Annotated in this window: 19 protein-coding genes and 1 pseudogene; 10 read left to right on the forward strand and 10 right to left on the reverse strand. The window is 70.5% G+C overall.

Going from position 1 to position 22875, the window contains the following annotated elements:
* Positions 1 to 93: 93 nt before the first annotated feature.
* Positions 94 to 645, reverse strand: a complete 552-nt coding sequence (locus ACZ7J0_RS20485) for a hypothetical protein (protein ID WP_470889232.1) — start codon at positions 643 to 645, stop codon at positions 94 to 96.
* A 72-nt stretch (positions 646 to 717) separates the two neighbouring features.
* A complete protein-coding gene (locus ACZ7J0_RS20490) occupies positions 718 to 2649 on the reverse strand; it encodes a hypothetical protein (protein ID WP_470889234.1) in 1932 nt (643 codons plus the stop codon).
* A gap of 252 nt (positions 2650 to 2901) precedes the next feature.
* On the opposite strand from ACZ7J0_RS20490, the gene ACZ7J0_RS20495 reads away from it, so the two are divergent.
* Positions 2902 to 3354: a DUF3592 domain-containing protein gene (locus ACZ7J0_RS20495; RefSeq protein ID WP_470889236.1), complete on the forward strand. Its 453-nt coding sequence runs from the start codon at positions 2902 to 2904 to the stop codon at positions 3352 to 3354.
* Between the two features lie 66 nt (positions 3355 to 3420).
* Here ACZ7J0_RS20495 and ACZ7J0_RS20500 read toward each other — a convergent pair whose 3' ends face one another.
* Positions 3421 to 4698, reverse strand: coding sequence for an Nramp family divalent metal transporter (locus ACZ7J0_RS20500; protein ID WP_470889238.1), 1278 nt, complete (start codon positions 4696 to 4698; stop codon positions 3421 to 3423).
* Positions 4699 to 5029: 331 nt separating this feature from the next.
* Between ACZ7J0_RS20500 and ACZ7J0_RS20505 the strand changes: the two genes are divergently transcribed.
* On the forward strand, positions 5030 to 6364 hold the full coding sequence (locus ACZ7J0_RS20505) for a M14 family metallopeptidase (RefSeq protein ID WP_470889240.1): 1335 nt from the start codon (positions 5030 to 5032) through the stop codon (positions 6362 to 6364).
* A gap of 133 nt (positions 6365 to 6497) precedes the next feature.
* Positions 6498 to 8432: a serine/threonine-protein kinase gene (locus ACZ7J0_RS20510; protein WP_470889242.1), complete on the forward strand. Its 1935-nt coding sequence runs from the start codon at positions 6498 to 6500 to the stop codon at positions 8430 to 8432.
* A gap of 60 nt (positions 8433 to 8492) precedes the next feature.
* Here ACZ7J0_RS20510 and ACZ7J0_RS20515 read toward each other — a convergent pair whose 3' ends face one another.
* From ACZ7J0_RS20515 to ACZ7J0_RS20530, 4 genes are all read right to left on the reverse strand, one after another.
* Positions 8493 to 9914 (reverse strand): GntP family permease, encoded by a 1422-nt coding sequence (locus tag ACZ7J0_RS20515; protein ID WP_470889294.1) that lies wholly within the window; start codon positions 9912 to 9914, stop codon positions 8493 to 8495.
* Between the two features lie 125 nt (positions 9915 to 10039).
* Positions 10040 to 10450: a RidA family protein gene (locus ACZ7J0_RS20520; RefSeq protein ID WP_470889244.1), complete on the reverse strand. Its 411-nt coding sequence runs from the start codon at positions 10448 to 10450 to the stop codon at positions 10040 to 10042.
* Complete coding sequence (locus ACZ7J0_RS20525; RefSeq protein ID WP_470889246.1) at positions 10451 to 11209, reverse strand: IclR family transcriptional regulator; 759 nt, start codon at positions 11207 to 11209, stop codon at positions 10451 to 10453.
* A complete protein-coding gene (locus ACZ7J0_RS20530) occupies positions 11206 to 12195 on the reverse strand; it encodes a sugar kinase (RefSeq protein ID WP_470889296.1) in 990 nt (329 codons plus the stop codon). Before ACZ7J0_RS20530 ends, ACZ7J0_RS20525 begins: the two co-directional genes overlap by 4 nt.
* A gap of 178 nt (positions 12196 to 12373) precedes the next feature.
* Between ACZ7J0_RS20530 and ACZ7J0_RS20535 the strand changes: the two genes are divergently transcribed.
* Together ACZ7J0_RS20535 and ACZ7J0_RS20540 are read left to right on the forward strand one after the other, a co-directional pair.
* Positions 12374 to 13651 (forward strand): amino acid deaminase, encoded by a 1278-nt coding sequence (locus tag ACZ7J0_RS20535; RefSeq protein ID WP_470889248.1) that lies wholly within the window; start codon positions 12374 to 12376, stop codon positions 13649 to 13651.
* A gap of 11 nt (positions 13652 to 13662) precedes the next feature.
* Positions 13663 to 15282 carry an N-acyl-D-amino-acid deacylase family protein gene (locus ACZ7J0_RS20540; protein WP_470889250.1) on the forward strand — a complete coding sequence of 540 codons (1620 nt, stop codon included), beginning with the start codon at positions 13663 to 13665 and terminating at the stop codon, positions 15280 to 15282.
* On the opposite strand, the gene mptB is transcribed toward ACZ7J0_RS20540, so the two are convergent.
* A complete protein-coding gene (gene mptB, locus ACZ7J0_RS20545) occupies positions 15221 to 16696 on the reverse strand; it encodes a polyprenol phosphomannose-dependent alpha 1,6 mannosyltransferase MptB (RefSeq protein WP_470889252.1) in 1476 nt (491 codons plus the stop codon). The genes ACZ7J0_RS20540 and mptB overlap by 62 nt on opposite strands.
* 132 nt (positions 16697 to 16828) lie before the next feature.
* Here mptB and ACZ7J0_RS20550 point away from each other — a divergent pair, with 132 nt between their 5' ends.
* From ACZ7J0_RS20550 to ACZ7J0_RS20560, 3 genes are all read left to right on the forward strand, one after another.
* Complete coding sequence (locus ACZ7J0_RS20550) at positions 16829 to 17332, forward strand: hypothetical protein (RefSeq protein WP_470889254.1); 504 nt, start codon at positions 16829 to 16831, stop codon at positions 17330 to 17332.
* 58 nt (positions 17333 to 17390) lie between these two features.
* Entirely contained in the window at positions 17391 to 18602 is a 1212-nt protein-coding gene (locus ACZ7J0_RS20555; RefSeq protein WP_468714485.1) for a pyridoxal phosphate-dependent aminotransferase, read from the forward strand.
* Between the two features lie 91 nt (positions 18603 to 18693).
* Entirely contained in the window at positions 18694 to 19086 is a 393-nt protein-coding gene (locus ACZ7J0_RS20560) for an SCO4983 family protein (protein WP_470889257.1), read from the forward strand.
* 217 nt (positions 19087 to 19303) lie between these two features.
* Here the strand turns inward: ACZ7J0_RS20560 and ACZ7J0_RS20565 are convergent, their stop codons facing one another.
* A complete protein-coding gene (locus ACZ7J0_RS20565; protein ID WP_470889259.1) occupies positions 19304 to 21127 on the reverse strand; it encodes a phosphoenolpyruvate carboxykinase (GTP) in 1824 nt (607 codons plus the stop codon).
* A gap of 209 nt (positions 21128 to 21336) precedes the next feature.
* Here ACZ7J0_RS20565 and trhA point away from each other — a divergent pair, with 209 nt between their 5' ends.
* Entirely contained in the window at positions 21337 to 21999 is a 663-nt protein-coding gene (gene trhA, locus ACZ7J0_RS20570; protein ID WP_470889261.1) for a PAQR family membrane homeostasis protein TrhA, read from the forward strand.
* A gap of 8 nt (positions 22000 to 22007) precedes the next feature.
* Positions 22008 to 22655 (forward strand): TetR/AcrR family transcriptional regulator, encoded by a 648-nt coding sequence (locus ACZ7J0_RS20575; protein WP_470889263.1) that lies wholly within the window; start codon positions 22008 to 22010, stop codon positions 22653 to 22655.
* Between the two features lie 4 nt (positions 22656 to 22659).
* On the opposite strand, the pseudogene ACZ7J0_RS20580 reads toward ACZ7J0_RS20575, so the two are convergent.
* Positions 22660 to 22875: pseudogene (locus ACZ7J0_RS20580) on the reverse strand (vitamin K epoxide reductase family protein); the annotation flags it as partial.

Consider the following 22875-nt stretch of genomic DNA (forward strand, 5'->3'; position numbering starts at 1 on the left):
CGGGGAGACGGACAAGGGCAGAAGGAGACAGACAGCGGCGCCGCCACTTCCCCGGCGGCGCTGCCGTCTGCCCGCGTTCCCTGGCCGACGCCGCTACGACACCTTGATCGTGTCCACGATCTCGCGCAGCTCGTCGTCGGAGAGCTTCCCCTTCGGAGCGATCACGCGCACGTCCCACGGGTGGTCCGCGGCGTCCAGGCCGACCACGTCGACCGCCGTCATCCGGGTGCCCTTCGCCGGCGCGTCGCCCTCGCCGCTGGAGGCGAACTCATGGGTGACCTGCCGGGCCTCCTTCGCCCCCGGGATCTCGACGTCCTTCTCCCCCTTGGGCGTGCCGCCGACCTCGTACGCGCTCTCCGCGACCAGGACGGCCATGTCGAGGCGTGAGGTCGCGGCGAAGTCGACGGCGATCGAGATGCGCACGGCGGCCTTGCCGTCCTCCGTCAGAACGGCCTCGGCGTCGGTGTTCCCGCTCCGCTTGCCGTCCGGGAGTTCCTTGTAGCCCTCCGGGTAGCCGACCTCGACCTTCTTGGCGTGCAGCGTCTGCCAGCCGGCCGGGGTGGCCTTCTCCTCACTGCCGCAGGCGGTGAGGAGAAGAGCGGAGGCCAGGGAAGCGGCCAGGGCGGCGGAAAGGGTCTTGCGCATGAGCTTCATTTCTCTTTCGGAGACACTGAGACACGGATCCTGGACACGGATCCGAGGCGCTGCGGTGTGCTGTCACTTGGAGCACAGTGACATGGGAACATCACTGCGCTTTCCGTCGTGCGGCGCCCCCAGGAATGTGGCGTCCTTCTTCTTCAGCGTCTCGTGCTTGCCCTCGAGGCTCATGGTGTAGCCGAACGAGGCGGCGCCGATGTTCAATTCCGCCCCGAGTTCGGCGGAGTTCGTCACACCGTCGTAGACCGTTTTCGAGGACGATCCGTGGTCGAACATCATCTGTCCGAACGGGTCACCGGCGCCCGGCGCCGTGGTCGGGGCTATGTCGGTGAAAAGGTTCGTGACGGGGGTGGTGTAGGCGCCCGAGCCGTCGAGCCACTGCTGCGCGATGCGCTGCTTCTCCGGGGTGTCGAGTTCGATCATGTTGGTGACGACCTCGGTCTGGGTGGCCTTCGAGCCGGCGGTCCCGGAGGCGCTGTGCTTCGACTTGCCCGCGTTCTTGTTGTCCTTGCCCTTCTTGTTCTTGTCGTCGACCTTTTCCTCGTCCTCGGCCTTGCCCTTGCCGCTGCCCTTGTCGCTGGTCTCCACCGTGCGGGTGATGATGATCCGCTTCAGGGACTTGTCCTTGTCCTTGTTGCGGGTGACGGTCAGCGCGACATTGCTGCTCTCGCCGAACTCGGCCGAGGCGGAGGTGCCGCCCGCCTGCCCCTTGGCGGAGCCCGACCCCTCGACCTTGTAGGCGAACGACTTCGAGGTGGTGCCGTTGATGGAGTCGTCGATGATGGACGCCGTCGACGAGCCCTTCACCTTCACGCCGGCCTCGACGGCCAGCTCCTCCGTCGCGTTACCGGACAGCTTGACCTCACCGGCGGCCTCGACGCCGACGCTCATGGACGAGATGCGGTCGCCCTTGACCTTCTGGTCGATCTCCTTGCTCAGCTTCATGTACCGCTCGGCGCTGCGGACCGACTGGAAGTCCCGCCCGTACTGGTAGCCGGCCTTCGCGCTCTCCAGCTGCTCGAACTTCTCGCGGAATTCGTCGGCTTCCTTCTGGGTGTTGAACTGGAAGGTGTCACCGGCGTCGATCTTGACTCCGCCACCGACCTCGACGGTCGACTTTCCGTCCTCGGTGAGCTTTCCGACCTTGGCGCCGAACTTCGGCTCCCAGGCCACGCCCGCCTTCCCCGCCTGGTTGAAAGTGAGACGAATGCGGTCCTTGTAGACCGTCTTTCCGTCCTTGTCCTTCTCCGCGACCTTGAACTTCTGCTGCTGGAAGCCGTACTCATTGCCGATCTTGAACCAGGCGATCTTCACTTCCTGGCCGGCCGTGGAGGAGGTGTTCTCCGTGTTGCACATCTTCGGGGCGAAGTCGGCGTCGGTCGTCGGCTTGGCGTTCTTGCCCGCCTGGTTCTCGATCGTGCAGGAGCCGCCGGTGAGCCGGCAGAGGGCCGCCTGGATCTGAGCGGTGATCTGCTGGCCGACGCTCGTCGCCATGACCGCGCCGATGACGGCGGTGACGACCACGATCGTGCCCATGTACTCGGTGGCGGTCGCGCCCCGGTCGGCCCACCGGTAGGAGGCCGTGGGCGGGGGGTAGACGGGCGCGGCATCGGCCTCGCCGCGGTGCTCGCGCAGCCGGTCGAGTACGAGGCCGAGCGCACCGCCGAAGACCAGCGCGGCGGCGGCCATGGCGATGCCCTCGGGCCGGATCATGTCCCAGGCGACGACGAGCATCCGGACGAGAGCGGCGACGGGGACGGCGAGCGCCGCCGTCAGATGGAGTGCGGCCCGGTCGCGGAAGGGCTCACGTATCAGCCAGGCCGAGGCCATGACCGCGAGGGTGACGCTGAGCACGTTGGGAACGTGGATCAGGCCGAGACGCCAGGCGTAGCTCTCCAGGCGCTGCGGTTCGGCGAGGGTGTCGAAGAGCAGTCTGCCGAGCAGGTAGCCGGAGCCGTACAGGGCGACGATTCCGGCCGCCCAGGAACGCATGAGAGTGAAGAAGAGGCGGGGTTGAGGGGTGTCCGACGGTCGGTATGTTCCCGATCGGCCGTTTCTCTGATCCTGCACAGTCTGTGACCAACTACCGGGTGCCCCGCTCATCGCTTACGCGCCTTGCCTCTCGTGCCAGTGGTGCCAGCGACACGCTAGAGGGCCTGAATATGCAGGTCATGGGCCCAGGGGCCCATGCCGGGCCCAAGATCGAGGTCCGGAACAGTCGACAAGTCGGCTTACGGTGGTGCCATGCTCACTGCGATCGTCGTTCTCGTCGTCACCGCCGGTATCGGCTGGCTGTGGTTCTCGCTGACCCGCCGGCTGGTGCTGCAGCTGGGCTCCCTCCTGCGGGGCGAGCGCGCTCAGGGGCGCTGCGTACGCCGCTACCGGGGTGGGACGCGGAACGATCCGGGTGAGTGGACGCATGTCTTCGAGTTCACGGACGCGGACGGGAAGGCCGTCCGCTTCGAGGAGTCGGTGATGGTGATGGCGGAGGGCCAGGAGGCGACCGTCCGCTACCAGCCGCGCGACCCGGCCGGCACGGCGACCGTGATCGGGCCGGGCGGCGCGTGGTCACCGCTCTTCGGCCAGATCGGCGGCGTGCTGGTCCTCGGGGCCTTTGTGGCGCTCGGGCTGTTCATCTCGTACTGGATGATCGCCACGCGGGCGTGCGGCGGAGGGCCGTACGCCACCGGCTGCTAGACACCCTCCCCATCGGCGCGGCCGCCACCCGCTCACCAGGGCACCGGAGTCGCAAGGGCACCGCGCTCACCAGGGCAGTTCCCGCACCTGCTGCACGCACAGCACCACGAACAGCAGCCCGGCCGCGGCCAGCATCACATTGCTGAGCAGGCCGTTGCGCCACTCGGCCGGGGTGCGCGAGGTGTTGAGCAGCCACAGCAGTGTCAGCGCCAGGAACGGCATGAAGAAGGCGCCGATCACCCCGTACACGATGACGAGTCCGAAGGGCTGGTCCAGGAAGAGCAGGCTGATGGGTGGGAAGGTGAGCCAGAGCAGGTAGGCCCGGAAGGGCAGGGACCTCTCGCGGCTCTTCCCGGCGGGGACGAGTGAGGGCCGGTACGCGGTCACGAAGTCGGCGAACATCAGGCTCACCCCATGCCACACGCCGATCAGCGACGTGAAGGACGTGGCGAAGAAGCCGATCAGGAAGAGCTTGGCGGTCGTCGTTCCGTAGCGGTCCGCCAGGATGCCGCTCAGGTCGAGCAGCCCCTTGTCGCCCTTGGCGAGGGCGACTCCGGAGGAGTGCAGCAGCTCGGCGCCGACGAAGAGCATCGCCACGACGAAGATGCCGGTGGTGATGTAGGCGACGCGGTTGTCGAGGCGCATCACCTTCATCCAGTCCGCGTTCGTCCAGCCCTTGGCGTTGACCCAGTAGCCGTACGCGGCGAGCGTGATCGTGCCGCCGACTCCGCCGATCAGTCCGAGCGTGTAGATCAGCGAACCGTCGGGCAGGACGGGCGCGAGCCCGGCGAAGGCGTCGCCGAGGTGGGGCGTGACCCGGATCGCGAGATAGACGGTGACCACGAACATCACGCCGACCAGGACCGTCATGACCTTCTCGAAGACGGCGTACTGGTTGAACCAGACGAAGGCCAGTCCCACGAGGCCGCACAGAACGGCCCAGACCTTCAGGTCCATCACGTCGGGGAAGAGCGCGGCCAGCGGGAGGGCGCTGGAGGACATCGCGGCGGCGCCGTAGACGAAGCCCCACACGACGACGTAACCGATGAAGTAGGCGGTGGTCCAGGAGCCGAGGCCGCGCCAGCCGTCGAAGAGCGTGCGGCCGGTGGCGAGGTGCCAGCGTCCGGCGGCCTCGGCGAGGGAGATCTTGACCAGGCAGCCGATGACCGCCGCCCAGAGCAAGGTGTAGCCGAACTTGCTGCCCGCGATCAGTGTGGCGACGAGATCGCCGGCTCCGACACCGGTCGCGGCGACGACGATTCCGGGCCCGATGTAGCGCCAGCTCGCCTTGCGTGGGCGGTGGTTCTCGCTCTCCCCGGCGTCGATCCGGGTGGTGTCCGTCATCCCTGGCCGCCTTCCCGTTCTCCCCTGTTGTGACCCGGGTCACCAAAGCCGCTCGACGACGGTCACGCAAGGGGGCCGTACCTCCCGAGCGGCTTCACGGGCCGCCGCGGTCGGCAGGTTGGCCGAACCTCGACCCTTGACCGGAGCATGTCAGCCATTCACCATGTGCCCGGACACCGCACGCCCGTTCACCGCCCAGCGGACACCCGCACCACCCGGAGGCACGCACCACCCGGAGACCCGCGTCACCCGGACGCTCGCATCACCCGGTCACCCACCGGGAGTTAGGTCGCACTGAGCCAACCCCCACGCTCCCCACCCAGGAGACAGCATGCGACTTCGCACACGAGGAGCAAGGACCGCCACTCTCGCGGCCGTCCTGGCGCTCGCCCTGGCAGCGCCCCTCACCGCTACCGCCTCGCCCGCCGGACCCGATCCGGCGCCGACCGCCGCCGCCGAAGAAGTCATCCGGCAGTACGAGATCCAGGGCCCGTCCACGCCCGCCGCTCGTACCGCCGTCACCGCCACCGGAGTCTCGATCGACGAGGTCGACGCCCGCGCGATCGTCGTCAGCGCCAACGCCGCCCAGCTCAAGAGGCTCAAGGCGCTCGGCTACACCCCCAAGGCGCTCCCCGGACCGCCCGCCCGGACCGGCGCGCGCGGCGTCGAGCCGTTCGACTTCCCGTCCTCCGACGCGCGCTATCACAACTACGCCGAGATGAACACGGAGATCAACCAGCGCCTGGCGCAGTACCCGAACATCATGAGCAAGCGCGTGATCGGCAAGAGCTACCAGGGCCGCGACCTCATCGCCATCAAGATCAGCGACAATGTGGCGACCGACGAGAACGAGCCCGAGATCCTCTTCACCCACCACCAGCACGCGCGCGAGCACCTCACCGTCGAGATGGCGCTCTATCTGCTGCGTGAGCTCGGCGCGGGCTACGGCACCGACAGCAGGATCACCAACGCCGTGAACAGCCGCGAGATCTGGATCGTGCCGGACCTCAACCCCGACGGCGGCGAGTACGACATCGCCAGTGGCTCGTACCGCAGCTGGCGCAAGAACCGGCAGCCCAACTCCGGTTCCTCGTACGTCGGTACGGACCTGAACCGCAACTGGGACTTCAAGTGGGGCTGCTGCGGCGGCTCCTCGGGCTCCTTCGGCTCCGAGACGTACCGGGGCCGGGCCGCCGAGTCCGCCCCCGAGGTGAAGGTCGTCGCCGACTTCGTCCGCTCCCGGGTGGTCGGCGGAAAGCAGCAGATCAAGGCGGGCATCGACTTCCACACGTACAGCGAGCTGGTCCTGTGGCCGTTCGGCTACACCAACGCGGACACCGGCCCCGGCATGACCCAGGACGACCGCAACGCCTTCGCCGCCGTGGGCAAGAAGATGGCCGCGAGCAACGGCTACACGCCGGAGCAGTCGAGCGACCTCTACATCACCGACGGGTCGATCGACGACTATCTCTGGGGTGCGCAGAAGATCTTCGCGTACACCTTCGAGATGTACCCGACCGGCTTCGGCGGCGGCGGTTTCTACCCGCCCGACGAGGTGATCGAGCGCGAGACCAGCCGCAACCGCGACGCGGTGCTCCAGCTCGTCGAGAACGCCGACTGCATGTACCGCTCCATCGGCAAGGAGCAGCAGTACTGCACCGGCTGACGCACCGGCCCTGATCCGGGCCCCGGTCTCCCTGTCCCAAGCGCTGTCCGGGACGGGGAGACCCATGGTCTGTCCGCCCCCGCTCTGGCACTGTGGATAACGCACTCGTGCACCAGGGGGAGGTGCGTTCGTCATGGCAGGAGCACGCGTCCAGCCACTCAGCGGGGACGACCCACAACGACTCGGACAGTACCGGCTGATCGGCCGGCTCGGCTCCGGCGGTATGGGCCGGGTCTACCTCGGCCGCACCAGGGGCGGACGGCTCGTGGCCGTCAAGACCCTGCTCGCCGAGGGCGTCGTCGGGGACACCGACCGCCGCCGCTTCGCCCGCGAGGTGGCGCTCGCCCAGCGGGTGAACAGCATCTTCACCGCGCAGGTACTGGACTCCGACGCCACGGCCGACCGGCCGTGGATGGCGATCGAGTACATCGCGGCGCCGCCCCTGTCCGAACTGGTCCGCTCCGAAGGGGTGTTGCCCGCGTCGGCCGTACGGTGGGTGGCCGCCGGGACCGCGGAGGCGCTGGTCACGCTCCACGCCCAGGGCATCGTGCACCGGGACGTGAAGCCGCACAACATTCTGCTGCCGCTGGGCGGGCCCCGGCTGATCGACTTCGGTATCTCGCACGCCACCGACATCACGCGCACCCAGCTCACCCTGGGCACCATCGCGTTCACCTCGCCCGAGCAGGCGCGCGGCGAGGAGTCCACCACGGCCGCGGACGTCTACTCGCTGGGCGCGACCCTCTTCCACCTCGCGGTGGGCCGGCCCCCCTATCCGGAGGACGGGGACACGCTACGGCTGCTGTCCCGGGTGCAGCGCGGCGAGCTCGACCTGACCGGCCTGCCGAAGGAACTGACCCCGCTGATCCGTCCCTGTCTGGCCGCGGATCCGGACGGGCGGCCGGGCCCGGGCGACGTACTGGACCAGTTCGTCAGCTCGCTCTCGGGGCTGCCGAACTCGCCGGGCGGAGGGCGGTGGCTGCCGCCGCGCTGGACGGAACTGATCAGCGCGTACGAGAACCAGGGCCGGGAGTTCCAGCAGGCCGCCGGCCAGGGGCCGGAGGCCCCGACCGTGGACCAGCGGACGGGCGCGGTGCCGCCGCCCGGCCCGACCAGGCCGTACACGTCGGACCAGGCCCAGGCCGTCGGCGGCGAGCGGGAGCGGTTCGCGAACGCCATGGCCGAGAGGGCGCGCGCCGCGCGGGAGGAGGCGCACAGGGCCCGCGCCGAACAGGAGCGGCGACGAGCACAGGGCGGCGGGGGAAGGCCCGGCGGGCAGTCCGGGCCCCAGGGGCAGCAGCGCGCCCGCGCCCAGTCGGCCGCGCCGCCGCCCCGGCCTCCGCGCGCGTCCGCAGCGCCCGCCCGGCCCGCGCCCGCACCCGCACCCGCGTCGTCGTTGTCGAGCAGTCTTGGCTCCGCCCTCGGGACGATGGTGGTCCTCGCCGTCGTCGTCCTCCTCGTCTACAACTGGACGCAATCCGACGACACCAGCCCCACCACGGGCAGTTCGTCGTCGACCGGCGGCTATCGGTACACCCCGCCGCCGAGCCCCACCCCCGACGTGAAGGACCTGGCCTTCCGGGCCGTGAACAGCGGCGACTGCCTCAGTACGTACGACGACGGGTACGGCCAGTGGTCCAGCGGTACGCCCCAGGTCGTCCGCTGCGGCGCCGCCAACGCCTATCTACGCGTCACGTCGGCCCGCCCGAGGATCGCCTTCGCCGACTGCCCGACCGGGAACGGCCGCGGGTACTGGTACCACTCCGGCTCCCGCTATGACTTCTCCACGTCCCTCTGTGTGGAGCGGCAGTTCCACACGGGCGAGTGTTTCGTCGCCAAGCGCGATGACCGGAACAACGTCACCGCTTCGCGGATCATGGCCGTCTGGAGCTGCGACGCGGGCAAGGTGCCTTCCGGCTACAACACGATTCTGCAGATCACCGGCTACCACAAGGCCCAGTCGTCGTATCCGAACGGCTACTGCTCCCGATCCCAGGGCGACCGGAGGATCTATTGGACCTACGAGGTCGACGGCGGAAGGAACGTCCTGTGCACGACGGCGGTCTGAACCGGCCACCAGCGGTGGGTGCGACGACGGCCCGGGCCGGGCGCCGCACCCACCGGCCGGTCAGACGAGCAGGCTCAGCGTCGCCGCGACCGCGAAGCCGGCGAGGGAGAGGACCGACTCCAGTACGGTCCAGGACTTGAGCGTGTCGCGCTCGGAGATCCCGAAGTACTTGGCGACGATCCAGAAGCCGCCGTCGTTGACGTGCGAGGCGAAGATCGAGCCGGCTGAGATCGCCATGATGACGAGGGCCAGGAACGCCTGCGAGTGGTCGCCGCCCTCCACCAGGGGCAGGACGATCCCGGCGGTGGTGACGATGGCGACGGTCGCGGAGCCCTGCGCCACGCGCAGGACCAGCGAGATCAGATAGGCCAGCACGACGACCGGCAGTCCGACGTCGTTGAAGGCGTCCGACAGGGCCTGGGCCACTCCGCTCGCCTTGAGCACCGCGCCGAAGACACCGCCCGCGCCGACGACCAGCAGGATGTTGCCCACCGGCTTCAGCGACGAAGTGGACACCTGCTCAAGGGACTTGCGGGACCAGCCGCGGCGGAGGCCGAGCAGGTAGTACGCGAGCAGCAGGGCGATGGTCAGGGCGACGAAGGGGCTGCCGAAGAACTCGACGACCGAGCGGAGGGTCGACTCGTCCAGCGCGATGGAGGAGAAGGTCGCGGCGAGGATGAGGACCAGGGGCGTCCCGATGATGAACAGGACGGTGGAGAGCGCGACGGGCGCCTCGGCCGCGCCGCCGTTCGTCGAGGTGCGTTCGGCGGCCACGGCCGCCTTGGCGTCCTCGGCGGCCTCCAGCATGTCCTGGGGTACGTCGACGAAGAGGCGCTTGCCGATCCAGGCGGCGTACGCCCAGGCCGCCAGGACCGCGGGCAGACCGACGACGATGCCCATGAGGATGACCCAGCCGAGCGAGACGTGGAGCAGCCCGGCGGCGGCGACGGGGCCGGGGTGCGGCGGCAGGAAGGCGTGGGTCATGGACAGGCCGGCCAGCAGCGGCATCGCGTAGAGCAGGATCGACTTGCCGGACCGCTTGGCGGCGGCGTAGACGATCGGCGCGAGGACGAAGATGCCGACGTCGAAGAAGACCGGGATGCCGAAGATCAGGCCGGTGAGCCCCATGGCGAGCGGGGCGCGCTTCTCGCCGAAGAGGTTCAGCAGCCGGGTGCTCAGCACCTCGGCGCCGCCGGACACTTCGAGGATCGCGCCGAGCATGGTGCCGAGACCGATGATGATCGCGACATGGCCGAGGATGCCGCCCATGCCGGTCTCGATCACGGAGACCGCGGCGGACTTCTGGACCGTGCCGAAGAGTTCGGTGACGGACAGGCCGGCGGCCAGGCCGACGGATATGGAGACGGCGAGCAGCGCGACGAACGGCTGGAGCCGGACCTTGATGATCAGGAAGAGCAGGAGCGCGATGCCGAGGGCGGCGACGGTCAGCAGACCGGCGGTGCCGTCGACGAGCAGGAGCATTCCACCGGTGTGGGGCGGGGGCGGCGTGGGTGGCACGGGGACGACCTCGTTCGGGTAGGGGGGATCGCGGCACGGCGCTCGGGGGACGAGCGCCGTGCCGTGCGGCGGGCGGGGATTCAGAGGGATCAGTCCAGGACTGCCAGGGCGTCGATCTCGATGAGCAGCCCGGCGGGAAGGCCGACGTAGACCGTGGTGCGGGCGGACGCGGGAGCCTTCAGGCCCTGATCCTCGAAGTACGCGTTGTAGATCGCGTTCATCTCGGCGAAGTGGTCCACGTCGGTGAGGTAGACGCGCATCATCATCACGTCGTCCCAGCTCGCGCCGCCCTCTTCGAGGATCGCCTTGACGTTGGCGAAGGTCTGGAGCGTCTGTTCGCGCAGGGTGGGGCCCGCGACCGTCGGCGCCCGGCCCTCGACGGCGGGGAGGAAGCCGACCTGCCCGGCGACCTGGAGGATGTTGCCCTTGCGGACGCCGTGGGAGAACTTGGCGGGCGGGGCGGTGTGGGTGGCGGGGGTGAGGGCGGTCTTCTCGGTCATTCACTGGTCCTTGGTAGGGGCGGTGCCTGAGTACTCGCGGCTGATGGCGTCGGCGGTGCGCCGCACCAGCGGGAGCAGGGTGAGGAGTTCCTCGGCCGTCACCACGACGTTCGGCGCGGACACCGACATCGCCGCGACGACCCGGCCGTCCGCGCCCCGGACGGGGGCGCCGATGCAGTTGATGGACTCCTCGTGGCCACCGAGGTCGGTGGCCCAGCCCTGTTCGCGTACGGTCGCCAGCTCCTTGAGGAAGGCGGCCGCGTTCGGGATCGAACGGGGCGTGTACATGGGGTAGTCGAGCTTCGAGGCGAGGGCGGTCCGCTCGGGCTCGGTGAGGTCGGCGAGGAGCAGCTTCGCCACCGCCGCGACGGTGATGGCGACGGGCTTGCCGATCCGCGAGTACATCCGGACCGGATAGCGGCTCTCGACCTTGTCGATGTAGAGGACTTCGCTCTCCTCGTACACAGCGAGGTGGACCGTGTGCCCGATCTTCTCGTTGAGGGCGACGAGATGGGGGTGGGCGATCTCACGGACGTCGAGGTTCTCGACGGCCTCCTGGGCGAGGGCGAAGAGGCGGGCGCCCAGGCGGTAGCGCTGGTCCTGCTGCCGGTAGACGAGTCCGTGCTCGTGGAGCGTGCGCAGCAGCCGCAGGGCGGTGGACTTGTGGACGCCGAGCCGGTCGGCGACCTGTCCGAGGTCGGCGGGTCCCTCGGCGAGCAGGGGCAGGATGCTCAGCGCGCGGTCGACGGTCTGGCTCATGGTGTACGTACCTCCTGGTCGTCCCCCGTCCACCCGGGGCCGAGACGCAGTCTCCCCCAGGCGTCGTCGTCGAGCCGCGCCAGCCGGTCGGCGTGTGTGGCGCGGGGCGGGGCACCGAGGTCGCCGGGGACGGTGAGGGCGGCGGCGGCCATGAGGTGTCCGTGCCGGATGCGGTCGCGGACGGGCAGGGCGCGCAGGGCCGCCGAGAGGAACCCGGCGGCGAAGGCGTCACCGGCGCCGACGGGGGCGACGACGTCGACGCGGGGGGCGGGGACGAAGGTGACGGTATCGCCGGCGGCCGGACCGTCGGCGCGGGTGTACGCCACCGCGCCCTTCGCGCCCTGCTTGACCACCACCGTCCGCGGCTCCGGGAGTGCCGAGCGGATCGCGTCGGGGCCCCTCAGCCCCCAGGCGTCCTCGGCCTCGTCCGCGCCGACGAAGACGAGGTCGGCGCCGCGCGCGAGGTCCAGCAGGATCCGCCCGCCGGATGTCCCCGGCCACAGGCCGGGCCGGTGGTTGACGTCGAAGGAGACGATCGGGCGGCCGGACCGGGCACCGGTGAGGTCGCGCAGCAGGGCGAGGCAGTCGGCGGAGAGCGCGGCCGTGATGCCGGACAGATGGAGGATCCGGCAGCCGGCCACGTCCTCGTACGGCACGTTCCGCGGGGACATCGCGGAGGCGGCCGAACCGCTTCGGTAGTAGACGACCTCGTGGGCGTCGGTGGACCGGTCGGTGGCGGTGCGGAAGTAGACGCCGGTGGGCCGGTGCGGGTCGCGGCCGACGGCGGAGACGTCGACGCCGTACGCGGCGACGGCCCGGGTGAGATGGTCTCCGAAGCCGTCGGCGCCGACCCGGCTGACCCACTTCGCGGTGTGTCCGGCGGCGGCGAGGGCGCAGGCCACGTTGGACTCGGCGCCGCCGATCGTGCGGGCGAAGGAGGGGACGTCGGCGAGGCGGCCCGGGCGGGAGGGCAGGAACGTGACCATGGATTCGCCGAGGCAGACGACGTCCACGGCACCGGTTCCGCTCACCCGGGGGGCTCCTCTTCTCTCACGTGGGTCGATTGACCCGGCGTTGGCCCGGATGTTAGACAGCACAAAGCGATATGCGCAATGACTGTTGCATATGATGCAACGCTGATCCACACCGCACCCAGGAGGCTCCGTGCACGCCGAGAACCCGGTCGAGCAGCTGGCGAGCGAACGCGTCGACCACCGCTTCAAGGGCCTTCCGCCGGACGCCGAGGGCCTCACCGTCGGCGAACTGGCGGCCGAGCGGCGCGACCTCTTCACCGGGGGCTTCACCACCCCCGTGCTCGCGCTCTCCGCCGAGGCCCTGGAGCACAATCTGCGGCTGCTGGAGACCTACGCGCTCCACCACGGACTCGCCTTCGCCCCGCACGGCAAGACCTCGATGTCCCCGCAGCTCTTCGACCGCCAGCTGGAGCACGGCGCCTGGGGCATCACCGCCGCCGTCCCCCACCAGGTCCGCGTCTACCGCGCGTTCGGCATCCGGCGGATCTTCCTCGCCAATGAGCTCGTCGACGCGGTGGCGCTGCGCTGGCTCGCCCGCGAGCTGGAGGCCGACCCCGCCTTCGAGTTCGTCTGTTACGTCGACTCCGTGCGCGGCGTCGAGCTGATGGACGCGGCGCTGGCCGGCTCCTCCCGCCGGGTGGACGTCGTCGTCGAGCTCGGCGCGGGCGAGGGCGCCCGCACCGGAGCCCGTACGGAGGCCGACTGCGCGGCCGTCGCCGACGCGGTCGCCGCCTCGACGGCCCTGCGCCTGGTGGGTGTCGCCGGTTACGAGGGCGAGGTCCCCGACGCCACGCCCGAGCGGGTCCACGCCTGGCTGCGCCGGCTCACCTCACTGGCCGCCGACTTCGACAAGGCGGGCCGCTTCTCCGCCGACCTGGACCGGATCGTGGTCAGCGCGGGCGGCAGCGCCTGGTTCGACGCGGTCGCGGACGTCTTCGGCGAGATGCCGGCGCTCTCCCGGCCCATGCTCAAGCTGCTGCGTTCCGGCGCCTACGTCTCGCACGACTCCGGCCACTACCGCCGGCTCACCCCCTTCAACCGGGTACCCGACGAGGGCGCGCTCGAGCCCGCGTTCCGGCTCTGGGCCCAGGTCGTCTCCCGCCCCACGCCCGAGCAGGCGTTCACGAACGCGGGCAAGCGCGACGCCGCCCACGACCTGGACCTCCCCGAGGCACAGGTGGTCCGCTCCGCCCGCGACGGCCGGACCCGCGGGGCGACGGGCATCACGCTCACCGGCCTGTCGGACCAGCACGGCTGGCTGCGCACGGCCCCCGAGGCGGACCTGGAGGTCGGCGACTGGGTGGGGATGGGCCTCTCCCACCCCTGCACGTCCTTCGACAAGTGGCAGCTGATTCCCGTCGTGGAGGCGGACGGCACGGTCACGGACTACATCCGCACCTTCTTCTAGGAGCCCCGGCCATGGATCTGGTCCTGCGCGACGCCACCGTCATCGACGGTTCCGGTGGGGACTCCTACCGCGCCGACGTGGCCCTGGAAGGCGGACGAATCGCCGCGATCGTCAAGGAGGCCACCGCGGCCGGCTGCCCGCGCCCCACGGCCCGGCGGATCGTGGACGCCGAGGGCCTCGCCCTCTCCCCCGGCTTTATCGACATGCACGCGCACAGCGACCTGGCCCTGCTGCGCGACCCCGCGCACGAGGCGAAGGCCGCGCAGGGCGTGACCCTCGAAGTCCTCGGCCAGGACGGTTTGTCGTACGCCCCCGTCGACGACCGCACCCTGACCGAGGTCCGCAAGGCGATCACCGGCTGGAACGGCGACGGTTCCGACCTCGACTTCGACTGGCGGACCGTGGGCGAGTATCTGGACCGCCTCGACCGGAACTTCGGCGGCCGGGGCATCGCCGTCAACGCCGCCTATCTCATCCCCCAGGGCACGGTCCGGATGCACGCGCTCGGCTGGGACGACCGCCCCGCGACACCCGACGAGCTCTCCCACATGAAGCGGCTCGTCGCCGAGGGCCTCGAACAGGGCGCGGTGGGGATGTCCTCCGGCCTCACCTACACCCCCGGCATGTACGCGGGCGACGCCGAACTGACCGAGCTGTGCCGGGTCGTCGCCCGCTACGACGGCTACTACTGCCCGCACCACCGCTCGTACGGCGCCGGGGCCCTCGGGGCGTACGAGGAGATGGTGACGCTCACGCGCGAGGCGGGCTGCGCGCTCCATCTCGCCCACGCCACCATGAACTTCGGCGTGAACGAGGGCAGGGCGCCGGACCTGCTGGCCCTGCTCGACGACGCCCTCGCCGGCGGCGCGGACATCTCCCTGGACACCTACCCGTACACACCGGGCTGTACGACGCTGGTGGCGATGCTGCCCAGCTGGGCGAGCGAGGGCGGCCCCGATGCCGTCCTGGCCCGGCTCCGGGACGACGCGACCGCCGAGCGGATCCGCCACCACATGGAGGTCGTCGGCGCGGACGGCTGCCACGGCGTACCGATCGAGTGGAACACCATCGAGATCTCCGGGGTGTCCGACCCGGCTCTGGCGGACCGGGTGGGCAGGACGATCCAGCACTCCGCCGACCTGCGCCGCGAGGAACCCTGGGTGACCGCCCGCCGACTGCTGATCGACGACCGGCTCGGCACGACGATCCTCCAGCACGTCGGCCACGAGGAGAACGTCCGGGCGATCATGCGCCACCGGGTGCACACCGGCGGCTCCGACGGCATCCTCCAGGGAGACAAGCCGCATCCGCGCGCGTACGGCACGTTCCCGCACTATCTGGGCCGGTACGCACGGGAGTTGGGGGTGCTCTCGCTGGAGGAGTGCGTCGCCCATCTCACCTCGCGCCCGGCGGCCCGCCTGCGTCTGCCGGACCGCGGCCTGATCCGCGAGGGCTACCGCGCGGACCTGGTGCTCTTCGACCCGGACACGGTCGCGGCGGGCTCGACGTTCGACGCGCCGCGCGCCCTGCCGGTGGGGATCCCGCACGTCCTGATCGACGGACGGTTCGTCATCGAGGACGGCCGGCGTACGGACGTCCTGGCGGGGAAGGCGATTCGCCGGACGCGATGAGGTCTTCGGCCCGCGGGGGCCACGGCCGCCGTCGGATCCAGACCGCGCCCAGGACGCACACGGCCCCGGCGAGTACGAACCCGTACGCCGGTGTGTGACCGGACGGCTGCGTCTCGTACGCCAGCGCGGCCGACAGGACCGCCAGCACCTGCCCGAGCCTGCTGTCCCACGCGGTGGCGGCGATCACCGTCGTGCCCCACAGGAGGTACCAGGGCTGCACCATCGGCGAGAGCGCGACGAGGACCAGCAGGGCGAGCCCGAGGGCGTGGACGGGATCGGGGCGCCGCCACGCCAGATGGGCGATCACCGCGAGCGCGGCCACCAGGCCGGCCTTCTGCACCACCGCCTTCACGGGGTCCGGGTCCGTGCCGAGGAGCGCCTGCCCGAGGTGACCGAGGCCCAGGCCCAGATCGCTCGTGAGGGAGAGCGCGGTGTGGATGGTCCCGGCGACGCTCTGCGTCCGCAGCCAGCCGAAGCCGGTCCCGGCGAGGAGCGTCGTCCCGACGGCGACCGCGCAGGCCACCAGACCGGGCAGGACGAAGGCCTTCACCGTCCGCCGGACCACCCCGCCGTCCGCCGTCCGCACCACCATCACACCGATGAAGAGCAGCGCCAGGGCAGCCGGCGACTTGATCATCATCGCCAGGCCGACGACGGCGCCGCCGGCCACCCACCGCCCGCGCAGCGCCAGGACGACCGCGCACAGCATCAGGCCGGCCATCAGGCCGTCGTTGTGCGTCCCGCCGACGACATGGACGAGCAGCAGCGGATTGAGCGCGCCGAGCCACAGGGCCCCGCTCACGGCGGTCCCCCGGGCGGCGGCGAGCCGCGACAGGCCCCACACGATCAGGGCGAGCGCGGCCAGCGAGAGGATCCGCATCCCGAGGACGGCGGGCACGATCCCGCCGCCCGTGACCCTGACGACGGCCTGGGCGAGGACGAGGAAGACGGGGCCGTAGGGGGCGGGGGTGTCGCGCCAGTGCCCGCCGACGCTCGCGGCCGCGTCGCCACCGACGCCTCCCGGGTCGAGGACGGAGGGGCCGGACGTGTAGACGTCATGGCCCTCGACGACCATCGCGCCCTGGGCGATGTAGCTGTACACATCGGCGCTGTAGAGGGGCGGCGCGAGAGCCAGCGGCGCGGTCCACCAGCCGAGCGTCACCAGCGTCCGGCGTACGCCGGCCACGGCCCCGTCCGCGAGCAGCCGCCCGTACTGCCACCACGCGAGGACCAACAGGGTCAGTCCGAGGTACGCGAGGACGGCGGCTGCGACGGTCGTGCCGTGGCCCCGCGGAACCCAGATGCCCCAGGGCTCGCGGGCCGGCAGCGTCCCCGCCGCCAGACCCCCCAGGGCGATGGCGAGCGACCCGGTCGCCCCCACCCAACGGCACCGCGCCGCGCTCAACACCCACATGACCCGTCAACCTATCCGAGGCGCTCCCTGGGGCTTTCCCCCGCGGGATCCGGGGGCGTGCGGGCGTGTCCCGGGTGCCCGCCCGGGACGACGATCGGGAGGTCGCACCGACCGCCCAGGAATGAGGCCTCCATGTCCCGCGCTCACGCACCTTCGGCTCCCGTCCCCGCTCCCCTTCCGGCCCTGCCCGCCCCGGTCCGCGCGGCCCATCGGCTGTGGCTCGTCGCCATCGGCGCCGGGATCTTCGAGACGGTGCTTCTGGTCGGCCGGACGGTGGCCGACGGTTCGGCGTCGGGCGGCGAGCTCGCCTCCGGCATCGCGCTGCGGACCGTGGTCTTCGCCGTCGCCCTCACCGTGGTGGCGCAACTGCGCCGTGGGCGTGCCTGGGCCCGCATCGCGCTGGCCGTCGGCCTCGGCGGTCTCGGCACGCTCTCCCTGGTCGTCGAGCCGGTCCGGGCCCTGGCCGACGGCCTCACGATCAGCGCCGCACTGGCCGGCGCCGACGCCCTGGACCTGGTCTTCGCCACCAGCCGGGTGATCCACCTGGCGGCGGTCCTGACGGCGACGGCGCTCATGTTCCACCCGGCGGCGAACGCCTTCTTCCGCCCCGGTTACCGCCTCGACGGCCCGAGGTGACCCCCCACGTGTCCCAAAACACGAGGCGAGCCGCAGCCGCTCCCCGTAAGCTCACGTCATGCAGGTGATCCAGTCCACGAAGCTCGCCAACGTCTGTTACGAAATCCGGGGTCCGGTGCTCGAGGAGGCAATGCGACTGGAGGCCGCGGGCCACCGCATCCTCAAGCTCAACACCGGCAATCCCGCCGCGTTCGGCTTCGAGTGCCCGCCCGCGATCCTCGAGGACGTGCTGCGCAATCTGCACGACGCGCACGGCTACGGCGACGCGAAGGGCCTGCTGTCCGCCCGCCGCGCGGTGATGAGCCACTACGAGACCAAGGGCATCCCGCTCTCCGTCGAGGACATCTACCTCGGCAACGGCGTCTCCGAGCTGATCCAGATGTCGATGCAGGCCCTGCTCGACGACGGCGACGAGGTCCTCGTCCCCGCCCCGGACTATCCGCTGTGGACGGCCTCCGTCTCCCTCGCCGGGGGCACGGCGGTGCACTACCGCTGCGACGAGCAGGCCGACTGGATGCCGGACCTCGCCGACATCGAGCGCAGGATCACCGACCGGACCAAGGCCATCGTCGTCATCAACCCGAACAATCCGACGGGTGCGGTGTACGACGACGAGATGCTGCGGGGCATCACGGAGATCGCCCGCCGGCACAATCTGGTCGTCTGCTCCGACGAGATCTACGACAAGATCCTCTACGACGGCACGACGCACACGCCGACCGCCGCGATCGCCCCCGACCTGATGGTTCTCACCTTCAACGGGATGAGCAAGAACTACCGGGTGGCCGGTTTCCGGTCCGGCTGGCTCGCGGTCTGCGGCCCCAAGGCCCACGCCACCTCGTACATCGAGGGTCTGACGATCCTCGCGAACATGCGGCTGTGCGCCAACATGCCGGCGCAGCACGCGGTCGCCGCCGCGCTGCAGGGCCGGCAGTCGATCGAGGATCTGGTCCTGCCCGGCGGGCGGCTGCTGGAGCAGCGCGACGTGGCGTACGACCTGCTCACCAGGATCCCCGGTGTGACGTGCGTGAAGCCGAAGGGCGCGCTGTACCTCTTCCCGCGTCTGGACCCGGACGTCTACAAGATCAAGGACGACCGGCAGATGGTCGTCGATCTGCTCCGGGCCGAGAAGATCATGGTGGTGCACGGCACCGGCTTCAACTGGCACGAGCCCGACCACTTCAGGATCGTCACGCTGCCGAACGCGAAGGACCTCGCCGACGCGATCACCCGGATCGGGAACTTCCTGGAGGGCTACGGCCAGCCGTAGACCCTCCGGCCGGGGCCGGCTCCGGACATCACTCAACTTTAGAACGAATCTAAGCTAGGATGGCTGCACAGCTGATGCAGGAGGCCATCCCATGTACGAACCGATCCGCACCAAGTCGGTCCACCGGATGGCCGACGACGACCGGGACGCGTATCCGCACCGCTCCCGCGAGGAGGAGCTGGACATCCAGCTCGCCGGCCATCTGGCCGCACTGCTCGCCGTCACCGACGAGCTCGGTGACACGGCCGCGAGCGAGCGCATCGCCGAGCAGGTGGCGCGGCTCCGCGGCGCCCCGCCCGCCCGGCACGCGGGCCTCAGCGGCGACGCGACCCCCGAGCTCCACCGGCGGGCCCACGCCCTCGCGGGCCGCGCCCTGGTCGTCGCCGCCTCCCGGGCGGACACCGCCGCGGCCATCCTGGCCGCCGAGCGCATGGACGCGCACACCGACGCGCTGGCCTCGCCCCGACTGGTCGGCGCCCCCTGACGGCCCCGGTCCGCGGGCCGGGGAGGCGCGCGGACCGGGTGCCACCCATCTCTGGACTCCGGCCACGGCCGGGGTCCTTTCGTTCTTTCAGGACGCAAAGCGCCGGCCCCCGGGGCCGTGAGGGGGCTCCGGGGGCCGGCGTGCGACGCGACGGGTCAGGAGATGACCCACAGGTCAGGGCGGATGTCGACTGCCCCGCCGCGAAGTCGGGCGAGGGTCAGCCGAGACGGGCCACCAGGGCGCGGTACTCGTCCCACAGCTCCTTCGGCGTGTGATCGCCGAAGGTGTTGAGGTGCTCGGGGACCAGGGCGGCCTCCTCGCGCCAGACGTCCGTGTCGACCTTGAGGAGGAATTCGAGGTCCTCCTCGGGCAGGTCCAGACCGTCGGTGTCCAGGGACTCCCTGGTCGGCAGGATGCCGATCGGCGTCTCGACGCCCTCGGCCTTCCCCTCCAGGCGCTCCACGATCCACTTCAGGACACGGCTGTTCTCGCCGAAGCCGGGCCACACGAACTTGCCCGCGTCGTTCTTGCGGAACCAGTTCACGTAGTAGATCTTCGGCAGCTTCGCCTGGTCGGCGTTGGCACCGACCTTGACCCAGTGGGCCATGTAGTCGCCCATGTTGTAGCCGCAGAACGGCAGCATGGCGAACGGGTCGCGGCGCAGCTCGCCGACCTTGCCCTCGGCGGCGGCGGTCTTCTCGGAGGCGACGTTCGCACCGAGGAAGACACCGTGCTGCCAATTGAAGGACTCGGTCACCAGCGGCACGGCGGAGGCGCGGCGGCCACCGAAGAGGATCGCCGAGATCGGCACGCCCTTCGGGTCCTCCCACTCCGGCGCGATGATCGGGCACTGCGAGGCGGGAACGGTGAAGCGGGCGTTGGGGTGGGCGGCCGGCGTCTCGGACGCGGGCGTCCAGTCGTTGCCCTTCCAGTCCGTCAGGTGGGCCGGAGCGGTCTCCGTCATGCCCTCCCACCAGATGTCGTTGTCGTCGGTGAGGGCGACGTTGGTGAAGACGGCGTTGCCCCAGAGGGTCTTCATGGCGTTGGCGTTGGTGTGCTCGCCGGTGCCGGGCGCGACACCGAAGAAGCCGGCCTCGGGGTTGATCGCGTACAGCCGGCCGTCCTCACCGAACCGCATCCAGGCGATGTCGTCACCGATGGTCTCGACGGTCCAGCCGGAGATCGTGGGCTCCAGCATGGCCAGGTTCGTCTTGCCACAGGCGGACGGGAAGGCCGCGGCGACGTACTTCGACTCGCCCTGCGGCGGGGTGAGCTTGAGGATCAGCATGTGCTCGGCGAGCCAGCCCTCGTCGCGGGCCATCACCGAGGCGATGCGCAGCGCGTAGCACTTCTTGCCGAGCAGGGCGTTGCCGCCGTAGCCGGAGCCGTACGACCAGATCTCCCGGGTCTCCGGGAAGTGCGAGATGTACTTGGTCGAGTTGCAGGGCCACGGCACGTCGTCCTCGCCCTCGGCGAGCGGAGCGCCGAGGGTGTGGACGGCCTTGACGAAGAACCCGTCGGTGCCGAGCTCGTCGAGGACGGCCTGGCCCATGCGGGTCATGGTGCGCATGGAGACGGCGACGTAGGCGGAGTCGGTGATCTCGACGCCGATCGCGGACAGCGGAGAGCCGACGGGGCCCATGCAGAAGGGCACGACGTACATCGTGCGGCCCTTCATCGAGCCGCGGAAGATGCCCTTCTCACCGGCGAAGACGTCCTTCATCTCGGCCGGGGCCTTCCAGTGGTTCGTGGGGCCCGCGTCCTCCTCCTTCTCGGAGCAGATGAAGGTCCGGTCCTCGACGCGCGCAACGTCGGAGGGGTCGGATGCCGCGTAGTACGAGTTCGGCCTGAGCGTCGGGTCCAGCTTCTTGAACGTGCCCTTGGCGACGAGCTCCTCGCACAGACGCTCGTACTCCGCCTCGGAACCGTCACACCAGACGACCCTGTCCGGCTGCGTGATTGCTGCGATCTCGTCGACCCAGGAGACGAGCTCCTGGTGCTGGGTCGGGACGGTGGTGGGAGCCGCGTTGTCGCGCGCCACGATTGCTCCTTGTTGAGGGGTTTTTTAGGTGTATGCCCCGTGGGGGCTGCGACCCGGATGCTTCACGGGGTTAACCGCCTGGCGCTCATCCGGTGCCGACCGCACTCATTTGATCATCCGACGCAAGTGCCCATATGTCCAGAGGGTCGCCCACGTGAGCATGGCCACTCCTGCACGGTAATTACGGACGCGTAGGTAACATTCGGGCCATGACTGCAGCGCTTCCCGATGTGAATGAGATAAAGCCGCGCCTGCGCGGCTGGCTGCACGCGGGGATGTTCCCGGCCGTCCTCGTCGCCGGCCTCGTGCTCGTCGCGCTCTCGGACTCCCCCCGGGCCCGGATCGCCTGCGGTATCTACGTCCTCACCGCGTGCCTGCTCTTCGGTATCAGCGCGATCTATCACCGGGGCACCTGGGGGCCGCGCGGCGAGGCCATCCTGCGCCGGCTCGACCATGCCAATATTTTTCTGATCATCGCGGGCACATATACCCCGCTGACCCTGCTCCTCCTCCCGGATTCCACCGGGCGGCCGCTCCTGTGGGCGGTCTGGGTGGCCGCGGTCGCGGGAATCGCGTTCCGGGTGTTCTGGGTCGGCGCCCCGCGCTGGCTCTACACCCCCTGCTACATCGCGATGGGCTGGGCCGCCGTCTTCTTCCTCCCCGACTTCCTGCGCGCGGGCGGAGTCGCCGTGCTCGTCTGTGTGGTCGTCGGCGGCCTGCTCTACAGCGCGGGCGGAGTCATCTACGGCATCAAGCGCCCCAACCCCTCCCCGCGCTACTTCGGCTTCCACGAGGTCTTCCACTCGCTCACGCTCGCGGCGTTCGCCGTCCACTACGTCGGCATCTCCCTGGTCGCCTACCGGCACGCCTGAGCGGGACAATGACGTCCATGTCCCCCATGGCCGCCGACCACGACGCCGATCCCCGTTCCGGAGGGCGTCCCGCAATGGGGCTGCGTGAGCGGAAGAAGCTCAAGACCCGGATCGCGATCCGGCGGGCGACCTACCGGCTCATCGCCGAGCAGGGGTACGAAGCCACCGGCGTCGAGCAGATCGCCGAGGCCGCCGAGGTCTCCCCCAGTACGGTCGTGCGCTATTTCCCCGTCAAGGAGGACATCCTCCTCACCGACGAGGACGACGCGCTCATGGACGCCCGGCTGCGGGCGCGCCCCGCCGGCGAGGAACCCCTGGAGTCACTGCGGGCGGTGCTCCTCGAAGCGGTGAGCGCCGCGCTCACCAGGGAGCCCGAGGAGACCAGGCTGCGCGCCCGCCTGATGGTCGAGATCCCCGCCGTCCGTGCCCGGCTGACCGAGACGACGGCCCAGACGTCACTGCGGCTGGCCCGCGCCATCGCCGACCGCACCGGCCGGGGAGCCGACGACCTGGAGGTACGGGTCTTCACGGCCGCCGTCCTCGGCGCGCTGCGCGAGGCGACGCTCTACTGGGCGGAGCGCGGCCAGGGCGACGACCTGATCCCGCTCCTGGACCGGACCCTGGACACGCTCAGGGGCGGCCTGAGCCTTCCCTGAGGGATCAGCCGGTCCAGAAGTCCCACCAGCGGGTCAGGACCAGCATCCCGATGATCCCGATGTGCAGCACGGGCAGCACCCAGGTGAACTCCCCGAAGAACCCCCGCAACCATCCCGGCGCCGGCAGCAGACCCTTGCGCACGTTGTGCGAGGTCACGTACCAGAACATGACGATCGTGGCAGTCCAGGCCAGGCTGCACCACAGACACAGCGCATTGAT

The organism is Streptomyces sp. NPDC038280 (assembly GCF_055600045.1).